22 protein-coding genes are annotated in these 24,173 nt (G+C 73.1%); 13 read left to right on the top strand and 9 right to left on the bottom strand.

Annotation, left to right across the window (positions count from 1 at the left end):
* Window positions 1-104 precede the first annotated feature (104 nt).
* Window positions 105-1,556 (bottom strand): MFS transporter, encoded by a 1,452-nt coding sequence (locus ACWCPM_RS20820; RefSeq protein WP_450977699.1) that lies wholly within the window; start codon window positions 1,554-1,556, stop codon window positions 105-107.
* Between the two features lie 179 nt (window positions 1,557-1,735).
* Here ACWCPM_RS20820 and ACWCPM_RS20815 point away from each other — a divergent pair, with 179 nt between their 5' ends.
* The 7 genes from ACWCPM_RS20815 to ACWCPM_RS20785 all read left to right on the top strand — a co-directional run bounded on the left by ACWCPM_RS20815 (window position 1,736) and on the right by ACWCPM_RS20785 (window position 9,565).
* A complete protein-coding gene (locus ACWCPM_RS20815; RefSeq protein ID WP_450977698.1) occupies window positions 1,736-2,305 on the top strand; it encodes a TetR/AcrR family transcriptional regulator in 570 nt (189 codons plus the stop codon).
* A 74-nt stretch (window positions 2,306-2,379) separates the two neighbouring features.
* Window positions 2,380-3,573 (top strand): GDSL-type esterase/lipase family protein, encoded by a 1,194-nt coding sequence (locus ACWCPM_RS20810; RefSeq protein ID WP_450977697.1) that lies wholly within the window; start codon window positions 2,380-2,382, stop codon window positions 3,571-3,573.
* 244 nt (window positions 3,574-3,817) lie between these two features.
* Complete coding sequence (locus ACWCPM_RS20805) at window positions 3,818-5,557, top strand: MFS transporter (protein ID WP_450977696.1); 1,740 nt, start codon at window positions 3,818-3,820, stop codon at window positions 5,555-5,557.
* 112 nt (window positions 5,558-5,669) lie between these two features.
* Window positions 5,670-6,320, top strand: coding sequence for a class I SAM-dependent methyltransferase (locus tag ACWCPM_RS20800; protein ID WP_450977695.1), 651 nt, complete (start codon window positions 5,670-5,672; stop codon window positions 6,318-6,320).
* Between the two features lie 68 nt (window positions 6,321-6,388).
* Entirely contained in the window at window positions 6,389-7,345 is a 957-nt protein-coding gene (locus tag ACWCPM_RS20795; RefSeq protein ID WP_450977694.1) for an N-acetylmuramoyl-L-alanine amidase, read from the top strand.
* 300 nt (window positions 7,346-7,645) lie between these two features.
* The gene (locus ACWCPM_RS20790) at window positions 7,646-8,458 is read left to right on the top strand and encodes a DUF5336 domain-containing protein (protein ID WP_450977693.1); all 813 of its coding nucleotides are present in this window, start codon (window positions 7,646-7,648) and stop codon (window positions 8,456-8,458) included.
* Between the two features lie 96 nt (window positions 8,459-8,554).
* Window positions 8,555-9,565: an LLM class F420-dependent oxidoreductase gene (locus ACWCPM_RS20785; RefSeq protein ID WP_450977692.1), complete on the top strand. Its 1,011-nt coding sequence runs from the start codon at window positions 8,555-8,557 to the stop codon at window positions 9,563-9,565.
* A gap of 4 nt (window positions 9,566-9,569) precedes the next feature.
* On the opposite strand, the gene ACWCPM_RS20780 is transcribed toward ACWCPM_RS20785, so the two are convergent.
* The 3 genes from ACWCPM_RS20780 to ACWCPM_RS20770 are packed head-to-tail and all read right to left on the bottom strand — an operon-like array spanning window position 9,570 to window position 13,166.
* A complete protein-coding gene (locus ACWCPM_RS20780) occupies window positions 9,570-10,322 on the bottom strand; it encodes a hypothetical protein (protein WP_450977691.1) in 753 nt (250 codons plus the stop codon).
* A complete protein-coding gene (locus ACWCPM_RS20775; protein ID WP_450977690.1) occupies window positions 10,309-11,883 on the bottom strand; it encodes a substrate-binding domain-containing protein in 1,575 nt (524 codons plus the stop codon). The genes ACWCPM_RS20780 and ACWCPM_RS20775 overlap by 14 nt, the downstream gene beginning before the upstream one ends.
* Window positions 11,880-13,166 (bottom strand): hypothetical protein, encoded by a 1,287-nt coding sequence (locus ACWCPM_RS20770; protein ID WP_450977689.1) that lies wholly within the window; start codon window positions 13,164-13,166, stop codon window positions 11,880-11,882. The genes ACWCPM_RS20775 and ACWCPM_RS20770 overlap by 4 nt, the downstream gene beginning before the upstream one ends.
* A 158-nt stretch (window positions 13,167-13,324) precedes the next feature.
* On the opposite strand from ACWCPM_RS20770, the gene ACWCPM_RS20765 reads away from it, so the two are divergent.
* Window positions 13,325-13,615, top strand: coding sequence for a hypothetical protein (locus tag ACWCPM_RS20765; RefSeq protein WP_450977688.1), 291 nt, complete (start codon window positions 13,325-13,327; stop codon window positions 13,613-13,615).
* A gap of 77 nt (window positions 13,616-13,692) precedes the next feature.
* Here the strand turns inward: ACWCPM_RS20765 and ACWCPM_RS20760 are convergent, their stop codons facing one another.
* From ACWCPM_RS20760 to ACWCPM_RS20750, 3 genes are read right to left on the bottom strand one after another with little or no spacing between them, the layout of a single operon-like run.
* Window positions 13,693-14,766, bottom strand: coding sequence for a prenyltransferase/squalene oxidase repeat-containing protein (locus ACWCPM_RS20760; RefSeq protein WP_450977687.1), 1,074 nt, complete (start codon window positions 14,764-14,766; stop codon window positions 13,693-13,695).
* Window positions 14,763-15,497 carry a class I SAM-dependent methyltransferase gene (locus ACWCPM_RS20755; protein ID WP_450977686.1) on the bottom strand — a complete coding sequence of 245 codons (735 nt, stop codon included), beginning with the start codon at window positions 15,495-15,497 and terminating at the stop codon, window positions 14,763-14,765. The genes ACWCPM_RS20760 and ACWCPM_RS20755 overlap by 4 nt, the downstream gene beginning before the upstream one ends.
* Window positions 15,491-17,059, bottom strand: a complete 1,569-nt coding sequence (locus tag ACWCPM_RS20750) for a glycosyltransferase family 4 protein (RefSeq protein WP_450977685.1) — start codon at window positions 17,057-17,059, stop codon at window positions 15,491-15,493. The genes ACWCPM_RS20755 and ACWCPM_RS20750 overlap by 7 nt, the downstream gene beginning before the upstream one ends.
* 231 nt (window positions 17,060-17,290) lie before the next feature.
* On the opposite strand from ACWCPM_RS20750, the gene ACWCPM_RS20745 reads away from it, so the two are divergent.
* Complete coding sequence (locus ACWCPM_RS20745) at window positions 17,291-17,929, top strand: TetR family transcriptional regulator (RefSeq protein WP_450977684.1); 639 nt, start codon at window positions 17,291-17,293, stop codon at window positions 17,927-17,929.
* A gap of 318 nt (window positions 17,930-18,247) precedes the next feature.
* Here the strand turns inward: ACWCPM_RS20745 and ACWCPM_RS20740 are convergent, their stop codons facing one another.
* Window positions 18,248-18,481 carry a ferredoxin gene (locus ACWCPM_RS20740; protein ID WP_450977683.1) on the bottom strand — a complete coding sequence of 78 codons (234 nt, stop codon included), beginning with the start codon at window positions 18,479-18,481 and terminating at the stop codon, window positions 18,248-18,250.
* Between the two features lie 6 nt (window positions 18,482-18,487).
* Window positions 18,488-19,945: an aldehyde dehydrogenase gene (locus ACWCPM_RS20735; RefSeq protein ID WP_450977682.1), complete on the bottom strand. Its 1,458-nt coding sequence runs from the start codon at window positions 19,943-19,945 to the stop codon at window positions 18,488-18,490.
* 174 nt (window positions 19,946-20,119) lie between these two features.
* Between ACWCPM_RS20735 and ACWCPM_RS20730 the strand changes: the two genes are divergently transcribed.
* The 4 genes from ACWCPM_RS20730 (at window position 20,120) to ACWCPM_RS20715 (ending at window position 24,087) form a co-directional block, all read left to right on the top strand.
* A complete protein-coding gene (locus ACWCPM_RS20730; RefSeq protein WP_450977681.1) occupies window positions 20,120-21,142 on the top strand; it encodes an MBL fold metallo-hydrolase in 1,023 nt (340 codons plus the stop codon).
* A 78-nt stretch (window positions 21,143-21,220) separates the two neighbouring features.
* The gene (locus tag ACWCPM_RS20725) at window positions 21,221-21,952 is read left to right on the top strand and encodes a GNAT family N-acetyltransferase (RefSeq protein WP_450977680.1); all 732 of its coding nucleotides are present in this window, start codon (window positions 21,221-21,223) and stop codon (window positions 21,950-21,952) included.
* A gap of 234 nt (window positions 21,953-22,186) precedes the next feature.
* Complete coding sequence (locus ACWCPM_RS20720; RefSeq protein WP_450977679.1) at window positions 22,187-23,419, top strand: prenyltransferase/squalene oxidase repeat-containing protein; 1,233 nt, start codon at window positions 22,187-22,189, stop codon at window positions 23,417-23,419.
* On the top strand, window positions 23,416-24,087 hold the full coding sequence (locus ACWCPM_RS20715) for an SCO2322 family protein (RefSeq protein ID WP_450977678.1): 672 nt from the start codon (window positions 23,416-23,418) through the stop codon (window positions 24,085-24,087). The genes ACWCPM_RS20720 and ACWCPM_RS20715 overlap by 4 nt, the downstream gene beginning before the upstream one ends.
* Window positions 24,088-24,173: the final 86 nt, after the last annotated feature.

The following is a 24,173-nucleotide window of genomic DNA, read 5'->3' as shown; positions in this document are numbered from 1 at the left end:
CCCCGGCACCCGAACCCCGACCGCCCAAACCCCCAACCGCCCAGGCACCCGAACCCCGACCGCCCACGCCCCACCCGCCCCGACTCCCAGCCCCGCCCCAGCGCCTACACCCCCGCCCGCCCCAGCCTCACCCTCCGCGGCAGCCACACCACCATCAGCGCCGCCCCCACCACCAGCACCCCCGCGCTCGCCCGGAACGCCAGGGCGTAGCCCTCCACCAGTGCCGCGGGTCCCGCCGCGTCCGGCGTCAGGGGCGAGCTGCTCGCGGTGCGGGCCGCCGCCAGCGTCGACATCACCGCGAGTCCCAGCGAACCGCCCATCGTGCGGGAGGTGTTGATCAGACCGGAGACCACTCCCGCCTCCCCCGGCTCCGCCCCCGACATGGCCAGCGCGGCCAGCGGTGTCGCCACCAGCCCGGCGCCCAGCATCATCAGGACGCCAGGGAACATGATCGCCGTCAGATACCCGCCGTCGACGGTGATCGTCGACTGCCAGCCGAAGCCCACCGCGGCCACCGCGGACCCGAGCACGGCCACGTTCCGCGCCCCCGCGCCCCGCATCAGCCGGGGCGCGAGTTTGGAGCCGACCACCACGGCCAGCGAACTGGGCACCAGGGCGAGTCCGGCCTCCAGCGGCGTGTAGCCGAGCACGTTCTGGGCGTACAGCGTCATGAAGAACCACATGCAGAACATCGCCGAGCCGCACAGCACCATCGCCGCGTTCGCCGACGCCACGGCCCGCAGCCGGAACAGCCGCAGCGGCATCAGCGGGGCGGCCGTACGCGCCTCGACCAGCACGAACAGTCCGAGCAGGACGAGCCCGGCGATCAGCGGCACCACCGTCGCCGCGGCCGTCCACCCCTCGGCCTCGGTCTGCGAGATCCCGAACGCCAGCGTCCCCAGTCCCGCCGTCACCAGCACCGCGCCCGGCAGATCGAGCCGCCGCCGCTCCCCGGCCCGGCTCTCCGGCAGCCCCCACAGCGCGCCGAGCAGGACGACCGCCCCGATCGGCACGTTGATCAACAGCACCCACCGCCACGACAGCGCGTCGACCAGCAGGCCCCCGACCAGCCCGCCCGCGGCGCCGCCTCCCGCGCCGACCGCCGTCCAGGTCGCTATCGCCCGCGCCCGGGCCGCGCCCTCCGGCACCGCGGAGGTGAGGATCGTCAGCGTCGCGGGCGCCAGCACGGCCGCCCCCAGGCCCTGCACCGCCCGCGCGACCAGCAGTTCCCAGCCCTCCCGGGCCACCCCGCCGCCCAGCGAGGCCAGGGTGAACAGCGCGAGCCCGACCAGGAACATCCGCTTGCGCCCGTACAGGTCCCCGGCCCGCCCGCCGAGCAGCAGGAACCCGGCGAAGGCGATCGCGTAGGCGTTCACCACCCACTGGAGCCCCGGCCCGCTCAGCCCCAGATCGGCGCGCATCGAGGGCAGCGCCACGTTCACGACGGACACGTCGAGGACGACGAGGAACTGTCCGGAACAGGCGAGCGCGACCACCAGCCAGGCGGGGACGTCGGTACGACGGGACGTGCGGGGGTCCGCTGCGGCTCTGAGCATGGGGGCCATGCTCTCAACCGTCGCACTCGCGGCGCATCGGAGATTGGCCCCAAGGCTTCTCCGCCCTCGGGCGTAGGGCCCATGACCCTCAGCTCCCCCCATCTCCCTCTTGCCATTTGCCTAAAAGCTTTAGGCAAATGCAGACTGGGAATCGGAAAAGGGGAAGGGAGTCATAGCCGATGGCACGCGCAGGGCTGACCACCGCACGCCTCACGCGGGCGGGCGCCGAGCTGGCCGACGAGGTCGGCTTCGACCAGGTGACCGTCTCCGCGCTCGCCCGCCGCTTCGACGTCAAGGTCGCCAGCCTCTACTCGCACCTGCGCAACTCGGACGACCTGAGGACCCGGATCGCCCTGCTCGCGCTGGAGGAGATGGCCGACCGCGCCGCCGACGCCCTGGCCGGACGGGCCGGCAAGGACGCCCTCACCGCCTTCGCCCACGTCTACCGCGACTACGCCCGCGAGCACCCCGGCCGCTACGCCGCCGCCCAGCTCCGGCTCGCCCCCGAGACGGCCGCCGCGAGCGCGGGCGTCCGGCACGCGGCGATGACGCGCGCCATCCTGCGCGGCTACGACCTCACGGAACCCGAGCAGACCCACGCGGTCCGCATGCTGGGCAGCGTCTTCCACGGTTACGTCTCCCTGGAGCTGGCGGGCGGCTTCAGCCACAGCGCCCCCGACTCCGAGGAGTCCTGGAACCGCGTCCTCGACGCCCTCGACGCCCTCCTGCGCAACTGGCCCGCGGCCTGACCGCACCACGGCGTCAGCGCGTCAGCACACCACCGCGTCCCCGTAAGCCCCGAGAAACGACAGAGGCAGAGGCCATGGACTCCTGGACCACCACCCCCTCCGCACCTTCCCCCCTGACACCCGTCCCCCTCACCCCGGCCCACCTCCGCGGCGCCCTCGACGTCGAGCGCACCCCGCACGGCCTGCTCCCGCACCGGCTGCCCGCCGCCGCCCGCGCCCAGAACACGGACGCGCAGCTGGAGATGGCCGAGTCCCAGCCCTCCGGCGTCCGCCTGGCCCTGCGCACCCGGGCCACCGCGATCGAGCTGGACACACTCCCCACCAAGCGGGCCTACACCGGAGCCCCGCCTCGCCCGGACGGCGTCTACGACCTGGTGATCAACGGCCGGCTGACCGGCCGGGCCACCGCGCCCGGCGGCGACGTCGTCACGACGGACATGACGACCGGCGCCACCGAACTGCGCCCCGGGAAGCCCGGCACCGTCCGCTTCGGCGGCCTGCCGGACCACGACAAGACCGTCGAGATCTGGCTTCCGCACAACGAGATCACCGCACTCGTCGCCCTGCGCGCCGACGCCCCCGTCGAGCCGGCCCCCGACTCCGGCCGCCCGGTCTGGCTGCACCACGGCAGCTCCATCAGCCACGGCTCCGACGCCGCGAGCCCCAGCACCACCTGGCCGGCGCTCGCCGCATCCCTGGGCGGCGCAGAGTTGATCAACCTGGGCCTGAGCGGCAACGCCGTACTGGACCCGTTCACCGCGCGCGCCCTGCGGGACACCCCCGCCGACCTGATCAGCGTCAAGATCGGAATCAATCTGGTCAACCTCGACGTGATGCGGCTGCGCGCCTTCACCCCCGCCGTCCACGGCTTCCTCGACACGATCCGCGAGGGTCACCCCACCACGCCCCTCCTGGTGGTCTCGCCGATCCTGTGCCCGATGCACGAGGACACCCCCGGCCCCTGCCTCTTCGACCTCGGCGAGCTCAGCGCGGGCCGGCTCCGGTTCCGGGCGGCGGGCGACCCCGCGGAGACGGCTTCCGGAAAGCTCACCCTGAACGTCATTCGCACCGAACTGTCACGGATCGTCGAGCAGCGTGCGGCCGACGACCCCCACCTCCACCACCTGGACGGCCGCGAGCTCTACGGCGAGGCCGACCACGCCGAGCTCCCCCTCCCCGACGACCTGCACCCCGACGCCGCCACCCACCGCCGTATTGGGGAGCGCTTCGCCGCGTTCGCCTTCGGCGCGGACGGGCCCTTCGCCTGACACGACGGGCCTGGCACGACGGTCCTGACACGACGGGCCTGGCACGACGGTCCTGACACGGCGGTCCTGGCACGGCGGCCTCCGGCTCCACCGAGAAAGGATCAGGGCGACTGACGAAAGATCAGATGCCCATGAGTGGGTCAAGGATTCACCGGCGCCCCGCGGCACCGGAATAGTTGCCCGAGCGCACGGGGTTCATGATGAACGCAGACACGATCATCTTTTGGCCCGGAGGCCCCACCCCATGACGCTCACGACGACCGGCCGGCGCACCGCCGGAGCGGGCGGCGCCGTCGTTCCCGTGCTCGCCTTCGCGGGCATCGTGGTCGCGGTGATGCAGACCCTGCTCATACCGGTCATCAAGGACCTGCCCCAGCTGCTGGACACCTCGTCCAGCAACGCCACCTGGGTCCTGACGTCCACTCTTCTCTCGGGTGCCGTGGCCACCCCGGTCATGGGGCGTCTCGGCGACCTCTACGGCAAGCGGCGCCTGCTGGTGCTGAGCCTCTCGGTGATGGTGGTCGGCGCGCTGGTGAGCGCGCTGAGCAGCACCGTGCTCCCGATGATCGTCGGCCGTACGCTCCAGGGCTTCGCGATGGGCGCCATCCCGCTCGGCATCGGGCTGATGCGCGACCTGCTGCCGCGTGAGCGGCTCGGCTCGGCCATGGGTCTGATGAGTTCCTCGATCGGTGTCGGCGGCGGTCTGGCCCTGCCCGCCGCCGCCCTGGTCGCGCAGAACACCGACTGGCACACCCTCTTCTACGGCGCCGCGGGCCTCGGCGCCGTCGCCATCGTCCTCACCTTCGTCGCCGTACCGGAGTCCCCGGTGCGCGCGGGGGGCGGCTTCGACGTGCCGGGCGCGCTCGGGCTGTCCCTGGGGCTGGTGCTGTTCCTGCTCCCGATCACCAAGGGCAGCGACTGGGGCTGGTCCTCACCGACCACGCTCGGCCTGTTCGGGGCCGCCGCCGTCGTGCTGCTCCTGTGGGGCGTGCTGGAGCTGCGCGTGCCCTCGCCGCTGGTGGACCTGCGCACCACGGCCCGCCGCGAGGTCCTTCTCACCAACCTCGCGTCGATCATGATGGGTATCGCCTTCTTCGTCGTCTCCCTCGTCCTGCCCCAGCTCCTCCAGCTCCCCGCCGCCACCGGCCACGGCCTCGGCCAGTCGATGGTCGTGGCGGGTCTGTGCGCGGCCCCGCTGGGCCTGACGATGATGTTCACCGCGCCGGTCTACGCCCGGCTGTCCGCCCGCTACGGCCCGCGCACCACGCTGATCATCGGCCTCCTGATCATCGGCCTCGGCTACGCCGGCGGCCTCGGCCTGATGAACGCCGCCTGGCAGACGGTCGTCATCTCGGTGGTCCTCGGCGCGGGCATCGGCCTCGCCTACTCCTCGCTGCCCGCGCTGATCATCGGCGCCGTGCCCGCGTCCGAGACGAGCGCGGCGAACGGCCTCAACGCCCTGATGCGGTCCATCGGCACGTCCACCGCCAGCGCCGTCATCGGCACGGTGCTGGCCGGCACCGCGCACACCGTCGGGGGCGTGGAGATCCCCTCCATGCAGGGCTTCCGGATCTCCTTCCTGATCGCGATCGGCGCCGTCGGCGTCGGTCTGGTCCTGGCCCTCTGCCTGCCGCGCCACCGGCCCTCGGAGCAGCCGCAGCCGCAGGCGAGCCGTGCGCAGGACGACGGCCTGGAGCGCGCCGCCGTGACGCTCGGGGGCTTCCGCGGCCGGGTCGTGGCCGCCGACGGCACACCGGTGGCCCGTGCCAAGGTCACGCTGATCGACCGGCGGGGACAGCACGCGGGCGCGACCCTGTCCGGCGAGGACGGGAGCTACGCGCTGGCGGTCCCGGCCGGGGGCTCGTACGTCCTGGCCGCGCGGGCGGCCGGACACGGCCCCCTCGCCGCCGCCGCCACCCACTCCGGCGAGGCCCCTCCGATCGACCTGGACCTCGCCCTCCCCGGCGGGACGGTCACCGCCTGAGCCGTTCCCGGCACCCCCGGCCGCACCCCCGCCCGCACCCCCGGTCACCCCGCCGGCCGGAGGTGCGGCAGCATGGGCGCCCCGACACCTGTACGACCGGAAGGCTCCTGCGATGACCGCGGCTCCCCCGCCCGAGATCCTGGCCGCGTTCGAGGCGGCGAAGGGGTTCATGCCCGCGGGCGAGGGCCTGGCCCTGTACGCGGCGGCCGTCGAGGCCGGCCGGCTCGGACTGCCGCTGCTGGAGGTCGGCACGTACTGCGGCCGCTCCACGATCCTGCTCGCCGACGCCGCCCGCGCGGCCGGCATCACCGCGCTCACCGTCGACCACCACCGGGGCAGCGAGGAGCAGCAGCCGGGCTGGGACTACCACGACCCGGAGACGGTCGACCCCGAACTCGGCCTGATGGACACCCTGCCCGCCTTCCGCCGGACGCTGCACCGGGCCGGCCTGGAGGAGCACGTGGTGGCGCTGGTGGGCCGCTCCCCGCAGGTGGCGGGGATCTGGCGGGCGCCCCTCGGTCTGGTCTTCGTGGACGGCGGCCACACCGACGAGCACGCCACCGCCGACTACGAGGGCTGGGCGCCCCATGTCGCGGACGGCGGACTGCTCGTCATCCACGACGTCTTCCCCGACCCCGCCGACGAGTTCACCGGCCAGGCCCCGTACCGGGTCTACCTCCGCGCCCTCGCCTCGGGCGCCTTCACGGAGGTCTCGGCGACGGACTCGCTGCGGGTGCTGCGGCGCACCGCCGCCGGGATCTGACCGGGCCGCCACCCGGAGGGACGCACACAATCCGGGGTGGCGGCGCCCAGGCGGCTAGGGTGGCGAGCGTGCCGTACACAGGTCCGGAGTTCGATTCGTCCATGCCCCGCCGCTCCCGCCGCCGGGCGATGACCGTCGCCGTCGCGGCCCTGGTGCCGGGCGCCCTGCTCGGGTGGGCGGTCTACGAGGCGGTGGGTGACAGCGGCGGTCCAGGAGGCGGTCGCACGGAGGCCAAGGCGCCGTCCACGGCCCCGTCGTTCCCCTCGCCCGCGTTCCCCTCGCCCGCCGGTTCGCCCGGCGAGGACCCCTCGTCCTCCGACGGGAAACCGGCCCCCGCGCCCGCGCGCACGGGCTCGCTCCAGGGCAAGGTCGTCGTCGTCGACCCCGGCCACAACCCGCACAACTTCGCGCACACGGCCGAGATCAACCGCAAGGTCGACATCGGGACGACGCGCAAGGAATGCGACACGACCGGCACGGCGACCAACGCGGGTTACACGGAGGCCGAGTTCACGCTCGACCTCGCCCGCCGGCTGCGCACGCTCCTTCAGGAGCAGGGCGCCACGGTGCTGCTGACGCAGAACGGCGACCGCCCGTACGGGCCGTGCATCGACGAGCGGGCCCGGATCGGCAACGAGGAGAAGGCCGACGCGGTCGTCTCCCTCCACGCGGACGGCTCCGGGACCGGGAACCGCGGGTTCCACGTCATCCTCCCGGCGTCCGTGCACGCGGGCGCCGCCGACACCCGGCCGATCGTGGGTCCGTCACGTGAACTCGGCGCGAGCATCGCGGGAAACTTCGTCCGCGCCACCGGCAGCGCGCCCTCCAACTACGTGGGGAACGGCACCGGTCTCGTGACGCGTCAGGACCTGGGCGGGCTCAATCTGTCGACGGTTCCCAAGGTGTTCATCGAGTGCGGCAACATGCGCGACGGCAGGGACGCGGCACTGCTGATCAGCGGGGCCTGGCGGCAGAAGGCGGCGCAGGGCGTCGCGGACGGCATCACGGACTTCCTGCGGAAGTAGGGGGCAGCCGCGGGGAGATCCGTCCGGGCGGCACCCGCGCTCCGATGCCGCCGTCGCGCACCTTCCGGGCCGAGACGTCCCGGAGGCCGGCGGTCACCGAGACGCCTGGTAACGGAATCGTGTGTTTCCTGCACGCGGAGGTAATACGCGGGCTCTTCCGGGCGGACACGTGGTCGGGTGGACGATAGGGTCCGTTCGTACGATGAGAGGCTACTCCCGCGCTCGGCACCCTGGGCCCTGGGCCAACTCGGTGACAGCGACGCCTCTGCCGACGACGAGACGACCTGCGAAGGACCTGAAGTGAATATCCGCTCCCTCACTCGAGGCGACGGCGTGGTGATCGGAGCAGCGGTGTTGCTCTTCATCGCGTCGTTCCTCGACTTCTACTCCACCGACGGCGCTCCGGCCGGCCTGGACATGCCCACCCTGTGGGGCAGCGGCCCGGTGCTGATGGGTGTCGTGCTCGCGGGTCTCATCGGCGCCGCGCTCGTGGTCGTCGGCCACGCGCTGCCGCAGGCACCGAAGGTCGCGGGACTCGACCTCGGCCAGTTCGGCGTCGCCTTCACGGTGTTCGCCGCGTGGAGCGCGCTCGGCAACGTCTTCGACCCGGCGAGCGCCGCCAACAACTTCGGCGGGAACTCCTCCGACGGCCCCGACGCCGGCACGGGCCTGATCCTCGCCCTCGTCGCCACGCTGATCATGGCCGCCGCGGCCGTCGCCACCCCGCTGGTCCCCGCCCTCAAGGGCGCCCTCCTCCCGGCCCCCCGCCCGGCCGCCCCCCAGCCCTACGGCACTCCGCCGCAGGGTGGTTACGGCTACCCGGGCGCCCAGCAGCCCGCCGGGTTCGGTCAGTCGCAGCCGGGGCAGCCCGGCCAGCCCTACGGCCAGCCGCAGCAACCGCCCGCGGCCGGCGGGGACTTCTCCCCGTTCTGGTTCGCGGTGCCGGTGCCGCGTCCGCTGTTCGGAGAGGACGGCTCGCCGTCCCCGATCGCCGAACTCGCCCCGGGCACCTGGTACCTGGCCGTCGAGCAGCGCGGCCAGACGCTGGTCGCGCAGACGCAGGACGGCCGGCGCGGTGTCCTCCAGGACACCAGCGGGATCCAGCGCGGCTGATCCGCCCGCCGTACGTACGGCCCCTCGCCCTTCCGGGCGGGGGGCCGTTGTCGTACAGTCGCCCCTCGAACAGCTGACACAGCGTCAGGAGATGCCATGCGGCTCGGTCTCGCGCTCGGCTACTGGGGCCGCGGCCCCTCCCCCGACCACCTCGCGCTGGCCCGGGAGGCCGAGCGGCTCGGGTACGACTCCGTGTGGACGGCGGAGTCCTGGGGCTCGGACGCCTTCACCCCGCTGACCTGGCTGGCCGCCCACACCTCCACCATCAAGCTGGGTACGGCGGTCGCGCAGATGGCGGCCCGCCCGCCGACGACCACCGCCATGCACGCCCTCACCCTCGACCACCTCAGCGGCGGCCGGATGATGCTGGGGCTGGGGCTGTCGGGGCCGCAGGTGGTGGAGGGCTGGTACGGGCGGCCGTTCCCGTCCTCGCCGCTGACCGCGACCCGGGAGTACGTCGACGTCGTACGGCAGGTGCTCGCGCGCCGGGGGCCCGTGGAGCTGGACGGGCGGTTCCACGCCCATCCGTACACCGGCGCGGACGGCACCGGCCTCGGCAGGCCCCTGAAGCCCATCACGCACCCCCTCCGCCCCGATCTGCCGATCCTGCTGGGCGCGGAGGGACCCAAGAACATCGCGCAGACCGCCCGGATCGCCGACGGCTGGCTGCCCCTGTACTGGTCACCCCTGCGCCCCGAGGTGTACGAGCCGTCCCTGGCCGGCGCCCCCGAGGGGTTCCTCGTGGCGCCGCTGGCCCAGGCGCGGGTCTGCCGGGACGTCGCGGAGGGGCTGTTGCCGGTCAAGGCCATGCTCGGTTTCTACATCGGCGGGATGGGCCACGCCCGGCGCAACTTCCACGCCGAACTGATGGCGCGCATGGGGTACGAGGAGGAGGCGCGGCGGATCCAGGAGCTGTTCCTCGCCGGGCGGCGCGAGGAGGCGGTGCGGGCCGTGCCCGACGCGTTCGCCGACGAGATCTCCCTCGTCGGACCCCGCGAACGCGTCGCGGCGCGGCTGGAGTTGTGGCGCAAGGGCCCGGTGACCGACCTGCTGGTGCTGGCGCCGGACCCGCACACCCTGCGGGTGCTGGCCGAGCTGAACTCCTGACGGTTCAGCGGAAGATGGCGACCGGGTCGAGCGTCAGCCGGCGCCGCTCCTCGTCCCAGGCCAGCACCTTGCCGAGGCAACGGGCCGTGAACCTGCCCGTGTAGTAGTGCTCCTCGTGGAAGTCGCCCCGCCCCTGCGCCTCGAAGCACATGATCTCCACCTGCGCGCCGCTGCCGTAGGGGGCGCTCAGGCGGACGCCGTTCTCCTCCCGTTTCGCCGTGAAGCCGCCGGTGACCGAGACGTACTCCAGGCCGAGCGCGCTGAGGGGGATGTCGCCGTCGGGGTGGCGGCGGGCCAGCCGGTCGGCGCCGGCCCGGTTGAGGACGAGGTCGCCCTCGATGAGGTCGACGTCCACCACCCGGTCCTCCTTGCGCATGGCGTCCATGACCACGCCGATGACGTTCATGGGGTTGGCCTCGCGGAGGTAGGTGGTGACCTGCTCCCGGGTGACGCCGCGTTCGGCCTTGCCCAGCCAGAAGAAGAGCCTGCCCCACAGCCCGAAGTTGTTCTGGACCTGGAGCCGGTGGGCGACCTCCTGGCTCAGGGACTGCGCGAAACCACCGACCTCGTAGATGTCCATGACGCGCTGTTTGTGCAGGTAGAAGCACATGTCGAGATGGGTCCCGCCGGGCTTTCGGCGACCGCGCAGACGCTGCCCTCCATATCCGAGGACCAGGACGAGACAGGCCGCGGTGACGGCCCAGACGAACAGCCAGGGCCACCACAGGCCCCACCACTGAGCATCAATGACACCCACGGATCTCCTTGAAGGCTTCGGAGAGGGAGGAGAGACCCGCGTCGACCGTGCGGCCGCCGGTGGCCGTGGCGACCCGCCGCAGGGCGGCGGCGTCGGCCTCTCCGAAAGGGACGGCGAAGGTGGGCACCGCGCGCGCGTCGGCCCCGAGGGCCTCGTGGCGGCGCAGGAACTCCTCGTAGCCGATGCCCGCGTTGTTCTCGCCGTCGGTCATCAGCACGATGGCGACGGGACGCGCGCGTTCGTCGCGGACGGCGGCGGTGGCGATGCGGTAGCCCCGGTCGAGCGCGGTCCACACGGCGGTGGCGTCGTCGTAGCCGCCGTCGGCGACCGACTGGTTCAGGGTGCGCAGATCGGCGTCGCCGCGCACGGTCACCGTGGTCTCCTCCAGCACCCGGCCGCCGAACCGGACGACCGAGAGGCGCTCGCCCCGGTAGAAGCGGGCGAACTTGCCGGTGGAGGTGTCGTCGGCGCCGCTCAGCCCCGCGAAGGCGGCGCGCAGACCGGCCATCCGCTCGCCGCGCATCGAGGTGGAGAAGTCGAGGACGAAGACGACCTGGTCGGCGCTGCGACTCCGGGGATCGCCGTAGTCGCTCATCAGCCGCTGGACGATGGAGAGGCTGTCGGGGAAGGACAGCGCGTTGCCGATGTCGGCGCGCAGCGGCGCTGAGGGCTCCACGTCCGGGTCGACCGGGCGACGGAAGGTCCGCTCCATGAGTGCGCGCTGGGTGCCGGTGCTCAGCAGCCAGTCCACCACCCTTCCGTACGCCTCCCGCCGCTCCCGGTCGAGCAGCAGCAGCGGGAAGTCGGAGAGCATCATGCCGTCGTCGGGATGCACGATCCGCAGCGGCTCGGTGCGCCGGTCCGAGGCGTTCAGCGCGAGGAGTTCGGCCTCGTGCGCGACGAGCGCGTTGGTCTCGCCCGGCCTGCTCAGATAGGCGTCGATCAGGGCGCGGGAGCTGGGCGCGGTCAGGGTCTGGCCGGAGCGGAAGCCGCGCAGCCGGTCGCAGGAGACGTCCCGCGCGCGCAGCGCGCGTCCGGTGCCGGCGGCGGCGGTGGCGACCCCGACCAGGGCGGCACGGCCGGTGTCGCTGTGCCGCGGGTCGGCCATCCCGAACCGTACGGTGCCCTCGGCCGCCGCGTCGGCCACGTCCGCCCAGGAGATCCGGCCCCCGGGGGCGGCCCGGCGCAGCTTGTCGGCGACGTCGGGTTCGAGGCCCACGACGACGGGCGAGCGCATGATCGGGGTGGACTCGGGCCGGGCCAGACGCCCCTCGGAGTCCTGGACACGGAGCTGGAAGGAGCGGTCGGAGGCCAGCCAGGCCAGGTCGTACGCCCGGCCGCCGGGGTACTGCCCTTCGAGGTCGGCGCCCGCCTCGTAGTCCATCTCCAGCTCGACGCCGGTGTCCTGCTCCAGGTCGTCCAGGAGCGGGGCGAGGTCGGCGAGTTCGGGGCTGGCGAGGACGCGCAGGGTGACCGGTTCCTCGTCCTGTGTGCAGGAGGTGAGGCCGGTGAGCAGGGCCAGGGTGAGCGGGACGGTCAGGGCGCGTGCGAGGCGGGTCATGACACGGCGTCCAGGTCGGGCGGCGGGCAGTCGCCGACGTAGTCGATGATCTCGTCCAGTACCTCCAGGCCGGGTTCGAGCGCCTTCGTCCGGTCGGCGTTCGGGACCGGGACCTGGATGCCGTGCTCGCGCAGGTGGTCGTCGAGTTGGCGGCTGGCGCCGTCCTCGCCGGAGAAGCGGATGCGGAAGCCCAGTTCCAGGGCGCGCCGGCGCAGTTCCGCGTCCTTCTCGATCAGCTCCACGAGCCGGTCGCCCTGCGGGCTCAGGGAGATGAGCTGCGGCTCGGTGAGGGCGTAGGGCTTGGGGTAGAGCAGGACGCGGCTGGTGTCCTGTGTGTGCTCCTTGGCCACGTGGGCTGTCTGGTGGGCGAGGAACTGGTGCTCGTAGATGAGGGCGATGGGCGCCAAGGACTCGCCGAGGGCGGAGAAGTAGCTGTCGGCCTGCTCGTCGGCCCACATGCCCTGGAGGGTGACGAGCGGTTTGATCTCGGCGGAGATCCGGTCGACCTCCGCCCGGGCGCGCCGGGGGTCGTTGGGGTGGCTGGAGCCGGGCGTCCGCTCGCCGCCCGCGACGAAGGCGAGCAGGCTCAGATAGGTGCCGGCCGAGTTGGACTCGCAGACGTCGGACGTGCGCACCAGCACGCTGCCGCTGTTGCTGTCGCCGGCGGCCACGTCGTCGTAGCCGATGCCGTCCCAGGTGTCGGCCGTCCTGCCTTCACCGTCCCTGGGGCCGTCCTCGGGGTCGTCCGGGTCGTCGACGCCGTTGAGCAGGGTCATGAACTTCGCCATGTCCAGGTCGTAGTAGAGCGTCTCCGACCCGCTGGTGGGCCGCTGCGGGGTGGCCACGCCCGCCTTGACCAGGGCCTCGGCGTAGTCGCGGAAGCTGCCCAGGGCCAGCGGGGAGACGAAGGGGCGCACGGACCGGCCGGTGTCGTCCGGCCGGTCCAGGATCAGCTTCGCCGCGGGCTGACCGGACGGGAAGACGACGTCCAGGCCCTTCAGCGAGCGGGTGGCGATGCCGCGCGAGCCGAGGCGGCGGATGTCGACGCGGATGCCGTGCTTCAGCAGCAGCCGCTGCACCTCGGGGTCCTTGAAGTAGTCGGACTTGGAGGCCATCCGGGAGTCGATGACCGTGATGCGTTCGAACGGCCTCAGAGTGTTGCCGGAGATCAGCAGCGACAGCAGTCCGGCGAGGGCGAGGGGCAGCGCGGCGACCACGAGACGCGGGACGCGGCGGTGTGTGGTTCTGCGGATGGTGAGTCTGGGTTCCACGGTCGCGGACAACGGCCCTCCTGCCGCTCAAGGGGGCAGGATCATCAGTGACCCCGTGGAACATCATCCCCCGGAGTGGTCAACTCCACCCGAACGCAAGAGAAATGGGCTGCGGAGGCAGGCGCGGGCCTTTCTGGTTTCAGCCAGGCGCGAGCGGCAACCCGTAGGGCATGTCCCCCAGATATCGCACGAACCAGGCCGGCCGGATCATAGCGGTCGTCGCCGACATCATGGCCTTCATCCTGGGCCTGTGGATCCTCATGTACCTGCTGGACGCCAACCCCGGCAACGACTTCGTGCAGTTCGTGCACGACGCCGCGCGGTGGCTGGCCGGCTGGTCCTACGACCTCTTCACCTTCGACGCGGCATGGGCGCGCGTCGTCGCGGGCTACGGTCTGGCGGCGGTCGTGTACCTCTTCGTCGGCCACGCGATCGCGGGCCGTATGTCCCGTCAGCACTGACGGGACGCCGCTGGGCCGCAGCGCCCCTTCAGGGGCGCGGGGAACCGTGCGGCGCGCCCCCCGCGGCCCGCACCGGATCAGCCGTCGCAGCAGTCGGGATCCAGTCCCCCCGGCAACCGGTCCCCGCCGAACACCGCGCAGGTGGCCTCGTGCCCGCCCAGCGCCGCGACGGCGAGCAGCAGTGAGCCCGCCGTCCAGGCGGTGAGTTCACGTGGCCAGATCGCGTCGTCCTCGAACACGTAACCCGTCCAGTACAGCCCGGTCTCCGGGTCACGGAGATGCCGGATCGACTGCAGGATCTCCAGCGCGCGGTCGGACTCGCCCATCGCCCAGAGCGCGAGGGCGAGTTCGGCCGACTCGCCGCCGGTGACCCACGGGTTGGGCACCACGCACCGCACCCCGAGGCCGGGCACGACGAACCTCTCCCAGCCCTCCTCCACACGGGACTTGGCCTCCGCGCCGGTCAGGGCGCCGCCCAGCACCGGGTAGTACCAGTCCATCGAGTAGCGGTCCTTGTCGAGGAACCGCTCCGGGTGCCGGCGGATCGCGTGCCGCAGCATGCCGACCGCCAGTTCCCAGTCGGGCTGCGGCTCCTCACGCTGCTCGGCGATGGCGAGCGCGCAGCGCAGCGCCTGGTGGATGGACGAGCAGCCGGTGAGCAGGGCGTCCGTGACGGGCGTACCGTCGTCCTCCCGCTTCCAGCCGATCTCCCCGCCGGGCTGCTGGAGCGACAGCACGCACTCGACGGCCGCGTACACCACCGGCCACATGCGGTCGAGGAAGGTGTCGTCGCCGGTGGACAGGTAGTGGTGCCAGACGCCCACGGCTATGTAGGCGACGAAGTTGGTCTCGCGCGCCCGGTCGGTGACGTCGTCGTGTGCTCCGTCGGCGTACGCCGCGTACCAGGAGCCGTCCGGGTTCTGATGGGCCGCCAGCCACAGGTACGCCCGCTCGGCGGCCTCGTGCTCGCCGGCCGCGTCGAGCGCCATCGCGGCCTCGGTGTGGTCCCAGGGGTCGAGGTGGTGCCCGCGGAACCAGGGGATCGCGCCGTCCTCCCGCTGCACGGCGAGGATCGCGCCCGCGGTCGCGGCGGCCTGCTCGGCGGTGAGCACCCCGGGCAGGACGAGGTGCTCCGTACGGGGAGTGGTCACCGGGCGTCCACGGAGGGCAGGTGGGGCTTGGTCGCGTAGGCCACGAAGCTCTTGCCGATCAGCGGGTTCAGCGCCTGCTCGGCGACCCGCGTGGCCAGCGGCTTCTTCATGATGTCCCAGACCAGCAGCTGGTGGTACGCGCGCACCGGCAGCGCCTTGTCGTTGTCGACGCCGAACGCGCACTTCAGCCACCAGTACGGCGAGTGCAGGGCGTGGGCGTGGTGCGTGCCGTACGGCTTGAGGCCCGCCTCGCGTATCTTCGCGAGGAGTTCGTCCGCCTTGTAGATGCGGATGTGCCCGCCCTCGACCTCGTGGTAGGCGTCGGAGAGGGTCCAGCAGACCTTCTCGGGGCCGTAGCGCGGCACGGTGATCGCGATCCGGCCGCCGGGCCTGAGGACCCGGACCATCTCGGCGAGCACGCCCTTGTCGTCCGGGATGTGCTCCATCACCTCGGAGATGATGACCACGTCGAAGGACTCGTCGGGGAAGGGCAGGGCGAGGGCGTCGCCCTCCATGGCGGTCGCGGTGGCGCCCTCGGGCGCCTCACCCGCCTCCTTCATCGCCGCGAACCACTTGGCGACCTCGCGGATCTCCTCGCCGTTCTGGTCCAGCGCGACGACCTGCGCGCCGCGCCGGTAGCACTCGAACGCGTGCCGGCCGGCGCCGCATCCGAGGTCCAGGACGCGGTCGCCCGGGGCGAGCGGGAACCGGGAGAAGTCGACGGTCAGCACGTGGTCCTGCTTTCGCGGTAGGCGCCGGTGGTGGTGGGGGTCGCCTCGGGGGGCGCGGGGACGGGGCTCGTGGGGGCCGCGCCGGGGAACCGGCCCGGGGGGTCGCCGGGGCCGCCCGCGCCACCGGTGGCCGCGTCCGGTTCCCCGGCGGCCTCCTCGGCGACGGCGGCGCTGCTCGCCACCAGGGTGGCGCGTCGCGCCGGAGCGAGGGACGAGCCGGCCGGGCCGGTCGCCGCGGCGGTTCCCGGCCGGCGGCGGTCACCGGCGAGGGCGATCGCCTCCCGGTAACGGGCGACCGTGCCCTCCGCGGCACGTGCCCAGGTGAAGTGGCGCAGGACCCGTTCACGTCCGGCCGCGCCGAGCCGGGCGCGCAGATCCGCGTCACCCAGCAGCCGGCTCAGTCCGGCGGCGAGCGCGCCCGTGTCGCCCGGCGGCACCGCCAGGCACGTCTCCCCGTCCCGTCCGGCCACTTCGGGGATCGCCCCGCCGGTCGTGGCGACCAGCGGCGTGCCCGTGGCCATCGCCTCGGCCGCCGGCAGCGAGAAGCCCTCGTACAGCGACGGCACGCACGCGACCTGCGCCGAGCGCACCAGGTCGACGAGTGCGGCGTCGGAGATCCCCTTGACGAACTCGACGGCGTCCTCGAGCCCGTACCGTCCCAGGGCCTGCGCCACCGGGCCCTCGGTGGGCCGCTTCCCGACGACGACGAGATGGGCCTCGGGATGCTCGGTGCGCACCTTGGCCAGCGCCTCGACGAGGAAGACCAGCCCCTTCAGCGGCACGTCCGCGCTGGAGGTCGTGACGATGCGCCCCGGCACCTGCGCGACCGAGGGGTCGGGCGAGAACAGGTCGGTGTCGGCGCCGATGTGCACGACGTGGACGCGGTCGGCGCGAACGCCGAGGTGGTCGACGATCTCCCGGCGCGAGGTGCCGGAGACGGTGAGGACGGACGGCAGCCGGCGCGCCACGCGCTTCTGCATACGGGTGAAGCCGTACCACCGCTTCACGGAGAACCGCCGCTTCCAGCCCTCCGCCGCGTCCAGCTCCAACTGCCGGTCCACGGTGATGGGGTGATGGATCGTCGTCACCAGGGGCGCGCCGACGTCGCCCAGCAGCCCGTACCCGAGCGTCTGGTTGTCGTGCACGACGTCGAAGTCACCGCGGCGCGCCCGCAGATGACGGCGGGCCCGCAGCGAGAACGTGACCGGCTCGGGGAAGCCGCCGGTCCACATGGTCGCGACCTCCAGGGCGTCGATCCAGTCCCGGTACTCGTCACGCCCCGGCGTGCGGAAGGGGTCGGGCTGGCGGTAGAGGTCGAGGCTCGGCAACTCGGTGAGGCTCAGGCCGTCGTAGCCCTCGTCGAGGACGGGATAGGGCTGGGCGCCGATGACCTCGACATGGTGGCCCAGGCGGGCGAGTTCGCGGGAGAGGTGCCGGACGTAGACGCCCTGGCCGCCGCAGAACGGGTTTCCCTTGTACGTGAGGAGCGCGATGCGGAGCGGTCGCAAGCCGTCGGAGGCGAGGGCCTTCGAAGAGCCCGCCTGACTGGCCTCAGCGGTCACTCTGGGCCCCCTTCCCCCTGCGCTGTCCCGCGAGATTACGCGGGGACGCTAATCTAGAACAAGTTACAGACTTGATCGTTCAAGAGGCTCTGAATCTACCGGCAGGTAGCGCCGCTGTGAGCGGTGGACCGGGTGATTCACGCCACGGCCCGCCGGGGCGAGCGGCAGCGGTCGGCGCCTGCCATGCTGTCTGATCGCACGCCCTCACGCACTGTCACGAAACGGGACCTCATGCCAGCGGAAGCCAAGGCGGAAGCCAGTCGCGCGCGGCCCGCCGCACCCGCCGCGCCACCCCTCACCGAGCGGCAGGAGGCACGCCGGCGCCGCATCCTGCGGGCCTGTGCCCAACTGGCCAGCCGGGGCGGCTTCGACGCGGTGCAGATGCGTGAGGTCGCGGAGTCCTCGCAGGTCGCCCTCGGTACCCTCTACCGCTACTTCCCGTCCAAGATCCATCTCCTGGTCGCCACCATGCAGGACCAGTTGGAGCACATGCACGGGACACTGCGCAAGAAGCCCCCCACGGGCGAGAGCGCGGCGGAGCGGGTCGCGGAGACGCTGATGCGGGCCTTCCGCGCGCTCCAGCGCGAGCCGCACCTGGCCGACGCGATGGTCCGCGCCCTCACCTTCGCCGACCGCAGCGTCAGCCCCGAGGTGGACCAGGTCTCCCGGCAGACCACGGTGATCATCCTGGACGCCATGGGTCTGGACGACCCGACCCCCGCCCAACTGTCGGCCGTCCGCGTCATCGAGCACACCTGGCACTCGGCGCTGATCACCTGGCTCTCGGGCCGCGCCTCCATCGCCCAGGTGAAGATCGACATCGAGACGGTGTGCCGCTTGATCGACCTGACGAACGGCACGGACACGTAGACCGCGAAAAGGGACCTGCGAAAAGGGTCCACGAGAGGGACCCACGAAAAGGACCTACGAGACGGGTTCCCTTCGCCGGTATTGCCCGGATCAGGTGGCTGGGGGTCGCCTTCCGGCTTCGCGGCCGTCCTTCTGCCGCCCGCCTTCCAGCCTCTCAGCCCGACCGTCGACGTCGGCACCGGCGGAAGCTCTCGCCTCTCGCAGGAGTCGGCTACTCCGGTCGAACTCCCTCACTCGCCTCGTAGGCCTGTTATCAGAGTAAGACTCCCCCGGGGGAATAGAACCCCCCAGAAGGGATTTTTTACCTTCGGTCTCCCGCTACTCCTCCGGCGGGAACACCGCCTCCCCGGTTCCCAGCAGCGTCAGGGTGATCGCCTCCACGGGGCAGCCCTCGGCCGCCGCCAGGATGCCCTCGCCCGCGTCCGTCTCCGGGTCGGTGGGGTGGGACTGGCGGGCCGTGTCGAGGCGGAAGGCGTCCGGGGCGAGGTGGACGCACTGCGCGGAGCCGATGCACAGCGAGCGGTCGACCTCGACCTGCCAACGGTCTCCCATGGTTCCTCAGCCCTCCCAGCCGGCCGGCAGGTGGATCATCTTGTGTTCGAGGTACTCGCCGTAGCCCTCGGGGCCGAACTCCCGCCCCAGGCCCGAGTTCTTGTAACCGCCGAACGGGCCCAGCATGTCGAGGCTGAAGGTGTTGACCGAGTAGGTGCCCGTACGGACCTGGCGGGCGATGTCGACGCCGTGGCCGACGTCGGCGGTCCACACACTGCCGCTCAGCCCGTACTCGGAGTCGTTCGCGATCTTCACGGCCTCGGCCTCGTCGCCGTAGGGCAGCAGGCAGATCACCGGGCCGAAGATCTCCTCGCGGGCGATCCGCATGGAGTTGTCGACGTCGCCGAAGAGGGTCGGCTCGACGTACCAGCCGCGCTCCAGACCCGCGGGGCGGCCGCCGCCCGTGAGGATCTTGGCGCCCTCCTCCTGGCCGATGCGGATGTAGTCGAGGCTGCGCCGCTGCTGACGCTGCGCGACCAGCGGTCCCACCTGGGTGGCCGGGTCCAGCGGGTCCCCGACCACAAGGGCGCTCGCCGCCGCTGCGAAGGCCTCCGCGAACTCCGTGTAGCGCGAGCGCGGCAGCAGGATGCGGGTCTGCGCCACACATGCCTGCCCGTTGTTCATCCAGGCCGCCGGGACGATCCCCGCCACGGCGCTCTCCAGGTCAGCGTCCGGCAGCACGACCGCCGCCGACTTGCCGCCCAGCTCCAGGGTGACGCGCGTCAGGTTGCGCGCGGCGACCTCCATCACCCGCCGGCCCGCCGCGACCGAGCCGGTGAAGGACACCTTGTCGATCGCGGGGTGCCCCACGAGGTACTCGCTCACCTCGCGGTCGGCCGGCAGGATCGACAGCACGCCCTCCGGGAGCCCCGCCTCCCGCGCGATCTCGCCGAGCAGATACGCGTCCAGCGGCGACTCCGGGGACGGCTTGAGGACGACCGTGCAACCGGTCAGCAGCGCGGGCGCGAGCTTCGCGGCGGCCACGAACTGCGGGACGTTCCACGGCACCACCGCCGCGACGACCCCGACCGGCTCGCGCCGCACGAGGAGCCGCCCGAGCACGCCGTCGCGGCTCTCCTCGTAGGGGAAGTCGCGGGCGACCCGGATCGCCGCGTCCCAGACCATCATCGCGCCGAGCGCCTGCGCGAGGACGCTCCAGGAGTACGGCGACCCGTTCTCGGACGAGATCACGCGGGCGATCTCGTCGTGCCGGGCGGCGATGCCGTCCTTGATCCGCCCGACGACCTCGATCCGCTCGTCGAGGGACATCCGCGGCCAGGGCCCCTCGTCGAAGGCCCGGCGGGCGGCCGCGACCGCCCGGTCCACGTCCTGCGCGCACGCGTGCGGCACCCGCCCGACGACCTCCTCGGTGTGCGGGGAGACCACCTCGATGACGTCCTTGCCGAGGGGGTCGGTCAACTCCCCGCCGATGAAAAGCTGTCCGTGTTCCACGAGCTCGGTCATGGCGACTGCCTCCCTGATCCCCGACACCGCGCCCTGACACTCCATCAGAATGCGGACTACGAAGACTGATACCAGCTCATCGCGGAGGAGTCCACGGCCCGGAACCGGTGACTCGGGCTCCCATGGAAACGTGTTCTAGTTATAGTGACCGCACGGCGGCGATCGGGGGAGCCCATGACGCAGGTGCACGACCACGGCGGCGGCGTACGGTCGCTGCGGGTCCCCATCCCGGACAACCCCCTCGGACACACCCTCGTCCACGTCCTCGACACCGACGCCGGCCCGGTGCTGATCGACACCGGCTGGGACGACCCGGCGTCCTGGGACACCCTCGTCGCGGGGCTCGCGGCGTGCGGCACCTCCGCCGCCGAGGTGCACGGCGTGGTCGTCACCCACCACCACCCCGACCACCACGGCCTGTCGGGCCGGGTGCGCGACGCCTCGGGGGCGTGGATCGCGATGCACCCGGCGGACGCGGCGGTGGTGCGGCGCACCCATGAGGCCCGTCCCGAGCACTGGTTCTCGTACATGGCGGACAAGCTCGCCGCGGCCGGCGCACCCGAGGCCCACATCGCCCCGCTGCGCACCGCCCGCGGCCGGCTCCCCGGCCTCTCCCCGGCCCTCCCCGACCGCGAGATCGTCCCCGGCGAGCTGCTCGACCTGCCCGGACGCCGGCTGCGCGCGATCTGGACGCCGGGCCACACACCGGGCCATGTCTGCCTGCATCTGGAGGAGGAGCACCCCGCCCGGCTCCCGGGTCACGGCCGCCTCTTCTCCGGCGACCACGTACTGCCCGAGATCACCCCGCACATCGGCCTGTACGAGGACCCGGACGACATGACCGTCACCGACCCGCTCGGCGACTACCTGGCCTCCCTGGAGCGGGTCGCCCGCCTCGGGCCCGCCGAGGTCCTCCCGGCGCACCAGTACGCCTTCACCGACGCCCCCGCCCGGGTCGCGGAACTGCTCACCCATCACGAGGCGCGGCTCACCGGTCTGCTGGTGCTCCTGAGCGAGCCGCTGACCCCCTGGCAGCTCGCCGAGCGCATGGACTGGAACCGCCCCTGGGCCGACATCCCCTACGGCTCCCGCACCATCGCCGTCTCCGAGGCGGAGGCCCATCTGCGCCGCCTGGTGAAGCTGGGGCGGGCGGAAGCGGTGCCGGGGAGCGAGCCGGTGACGTACGTGGCGGTATGAGCCCCCTTCCGGGCGCCGCGGCGCCCCTCCGGTAGATTCGCCCCGCTCCTCGATCCCTCTCTCCTCACGGGAGTTCACATGGTGTGGGCGCGACTGCGACGCCGAGCCGCGCCACCGCTCACCGTGCCGGGTCCGTGCGCTCTCGGCAGGCACACGGTGCACACCGAACGCCTGGTGCTCTACACCCCCGAGACACAGCTGGACCTGCTGGCGGCGGTCGCCGCCGGGTCGGACGACGCGGCGCAGCGGTGGCTCGGGATGCGGGCCGAGGAGACCGTGGCCGACGTCCGGTTCCGCGAGACCCTGGTGCGGATGCGTCCCGGCGACAACCACCGCGCGATCCCGGGGGAGTTGCTCGCGGCGTTCGAGCTCGATCCCGAGGGCAGCGAGGTCCTGGTGGCCGTGCGCCGGGACGACGGCCGTTACGCCGGGGCGCTCCAACTGGACCACGCCACCGGCCAGACGGGCGGCTGGCTCGCGCCCCACGCCCGCGGCCGGGGGCTGGGAGCGGAGCTGTTCGGCGCGGGCGCGCTGCTCGGCCACGCCCACTTCGGCATGGACGCCGTCCACGCCGGGACCGAGGCGACCAACGAGGCCTGCCGGGGCGCGCTCCTGGGCGCGGGCTTCGTCCCGGCGGAGGGGCCGTCCCGGCACACCCTGCGCGACGGCCGCGAGATCGACTCGGTCTGGTTTTGCCACGAGTCCGGGCCGCTCGCCCGCTGCCGTGCGGCGAGGTCGGTCCGGACCCGCGCGCAGGACCGGCAGGGATGTGACCGGCACCCCACGAGGGGTCCCGCTACGGGCGGGTAGAGTGGCCCGGTCGTCATCACACCCGTACGGGGGAAAGCCGGTGCAAATCCGGCGCTGACCCGCAACCGTCAACAGCCTCCGCTGTGAGCCGGACCGCCCCGCACGGAATCGTGACCGGCTCAAGCGCACCGGCAACCGGCCGGTGTGCGGCACCGTCGAGGTACACGGAGCCGAGCCGCCCGGGGGTTGCCCCGTGCTGCGCGGCTCCCCCGCAGGGAGAGGCACCCGCCGATCATGAACGTCGTCCGCCGCAGCGCAGCGGCCCTGGCCGTCACCGCAGTGATCAGTGCCGCCGCGATCCCGGTCGCGCACGCCGCGAGCCCCTCACCGTCGCTGCCCTCGGGGCTGTACGGCACGGGCGACCCGGCCTACGACGGAGTGTGGCGCCAGTCCCTCGCCCTGCTCGCCCAGGACACCGTCGGCGTGAAGCCCGCCGCCACGGCCGTGGACTGGCTCACCGGACAGCAGTGCGCCGACGGGGCGTTCGCGCCGTACCGCGCCGACAGCGCCGCGCCCTGCGATCCCAAGACGCCGGTCGACACCAACATGACCGCCGCCGCCGTGCAGGCACTCGCCGCTCTCGGCGGGCACGACGCCGTCACCGGCAAGGCCGTCACCTGGCTGAAGTCCGCGCAGAACAAGGACGGTGGCTGGGGCTACACCACCGGCGGCCCCAGCGACGCCAACTCGACGTCCCTCGTGATCGGCGCCCTCGCCGCGGCCGGCGAGCGGCCGCAGGACGTCGTCAAGGACGGCAGGTCCGGCCAGGACGCCCTGCTCGCGCTCGCCGTTCCGTGCGACGACGGCGAGGGCGCCGGCGCCTTCGCCTACCAGCCCGACAAGAAGGGCGCCCTCGCCGCCAACGCGGACGCCACCGCGGCCGGTGTGCTGGGCTCGCTCGGCAAGGGCCTGACGGCCGAGGCCGCCGGCACCTCGGCCGCGCCCTCCTGCACCGACGGCGACGACCTCACCCCCGAGCAGGCCGCGGCCAACGGCGCCTCGTACCTCGCCGGCGCGCTCGCCGAGGACGGGCATCTCAAGTCCGCCCTCGCCGGTGCCGAGGACCAGCCCGACTACGGCAACACCGCCGACGCCGTGGTGGCGCTCGCCGCACAGGGCGGCGCCGGGCAGGCGGCCGCCCCCCTCAAGTGGCTGGAGGGCAACGCCACTCCGTGGGCCAGGCAGACCGGCCCCGCGGCCTACGCCCAGCTGATCCTCGCCGCGCACGCGGCCGGCGCCGACCCGCGCGACTTCGGCGGCACGGACCTCGTGCGGCTGCTGAACGCGTCGGGCCCCGCCCCGCAGGCCGCCGAGCGGACCGCCGCCGCGGACAGCGACGCCAAGTCCGAGTCCAAGTCCGAGTCGGACAGCGGCTTCGGCGTGTGGTGGTACGTCGGCGTCTTCCTCGTCGCCGGTGCCGGCATCGGCTTCCTGCTCAGCGGCCGGAACCGGAAGCAGCAGCCGTGATACGCCGCGCCGCGCTCCTGCTCACCGCGCTCGTGATCGCCCTGGCCGGCGGCGCGGGCGCGGCCCAGGCCACCGGCTACCGCTACTGGTCGTTCTGGGAGCGGGAAGGCACGGCGTGGACGTACGCCACCCAGGGTCCCTCCCTCGCCCGCCCCGCCGACGGCTCCGTCCAGGGCTTCCGCTTCGCGGTCAGCGAGGACTCCGAGGACGCGTCCCGGCCGCGCGGCGCGGCCGACTTCTCGACGATCTGCGCGAACACCCCGGCGAAGGACGGCGAGAAGCGGGTGGCCCTGGTCGTCGACTTCGGCACGGCGACGGACGCGCCCTCCGGTGAGACCCCGCCCGCCTCCCGCACGGCCTGCGCCCGGCTCGCCCCGGACGCGACGGCGGCGGACGCCCTGGCGGCCGTCGCGAAGCCCCTGCGTTACGACGCGAACGCCCTGCTGTGCGCGATCGCGGGGTATCCGCAAAAGGGGTGCGGGGAACAGGTGGCGGCGGGCGGCGACCCTGCCACGACGACCGGGGAAGAGTCCGGCGAAGCCCCGGCCACGACGACCGGGGAGGAGTCCGGCGGCGGCCCGTCGCTGGGCATCGTCGCCGGCGTGGCGGCGGTGGCGGTACTGGGCGCGGCGGCCGGCTGGCAGGCCCGCCGGCGCGGGCATGGCTGACACGGTCCCGGGCGCGCACCAGGGCACTTGAGTCCCAGCCGTCCCCAACCGTGCAGGAGCGGGCACGGCCTCTCGCCGACTTCTTC

The organism is Streptomyces sp. NPDC002309 (assembly GCF_053593375.1).
Note: the sequence above shows the minus strand (reverse complement) of the source record. Positions and strands in the feature narration are given on the sequence as shown.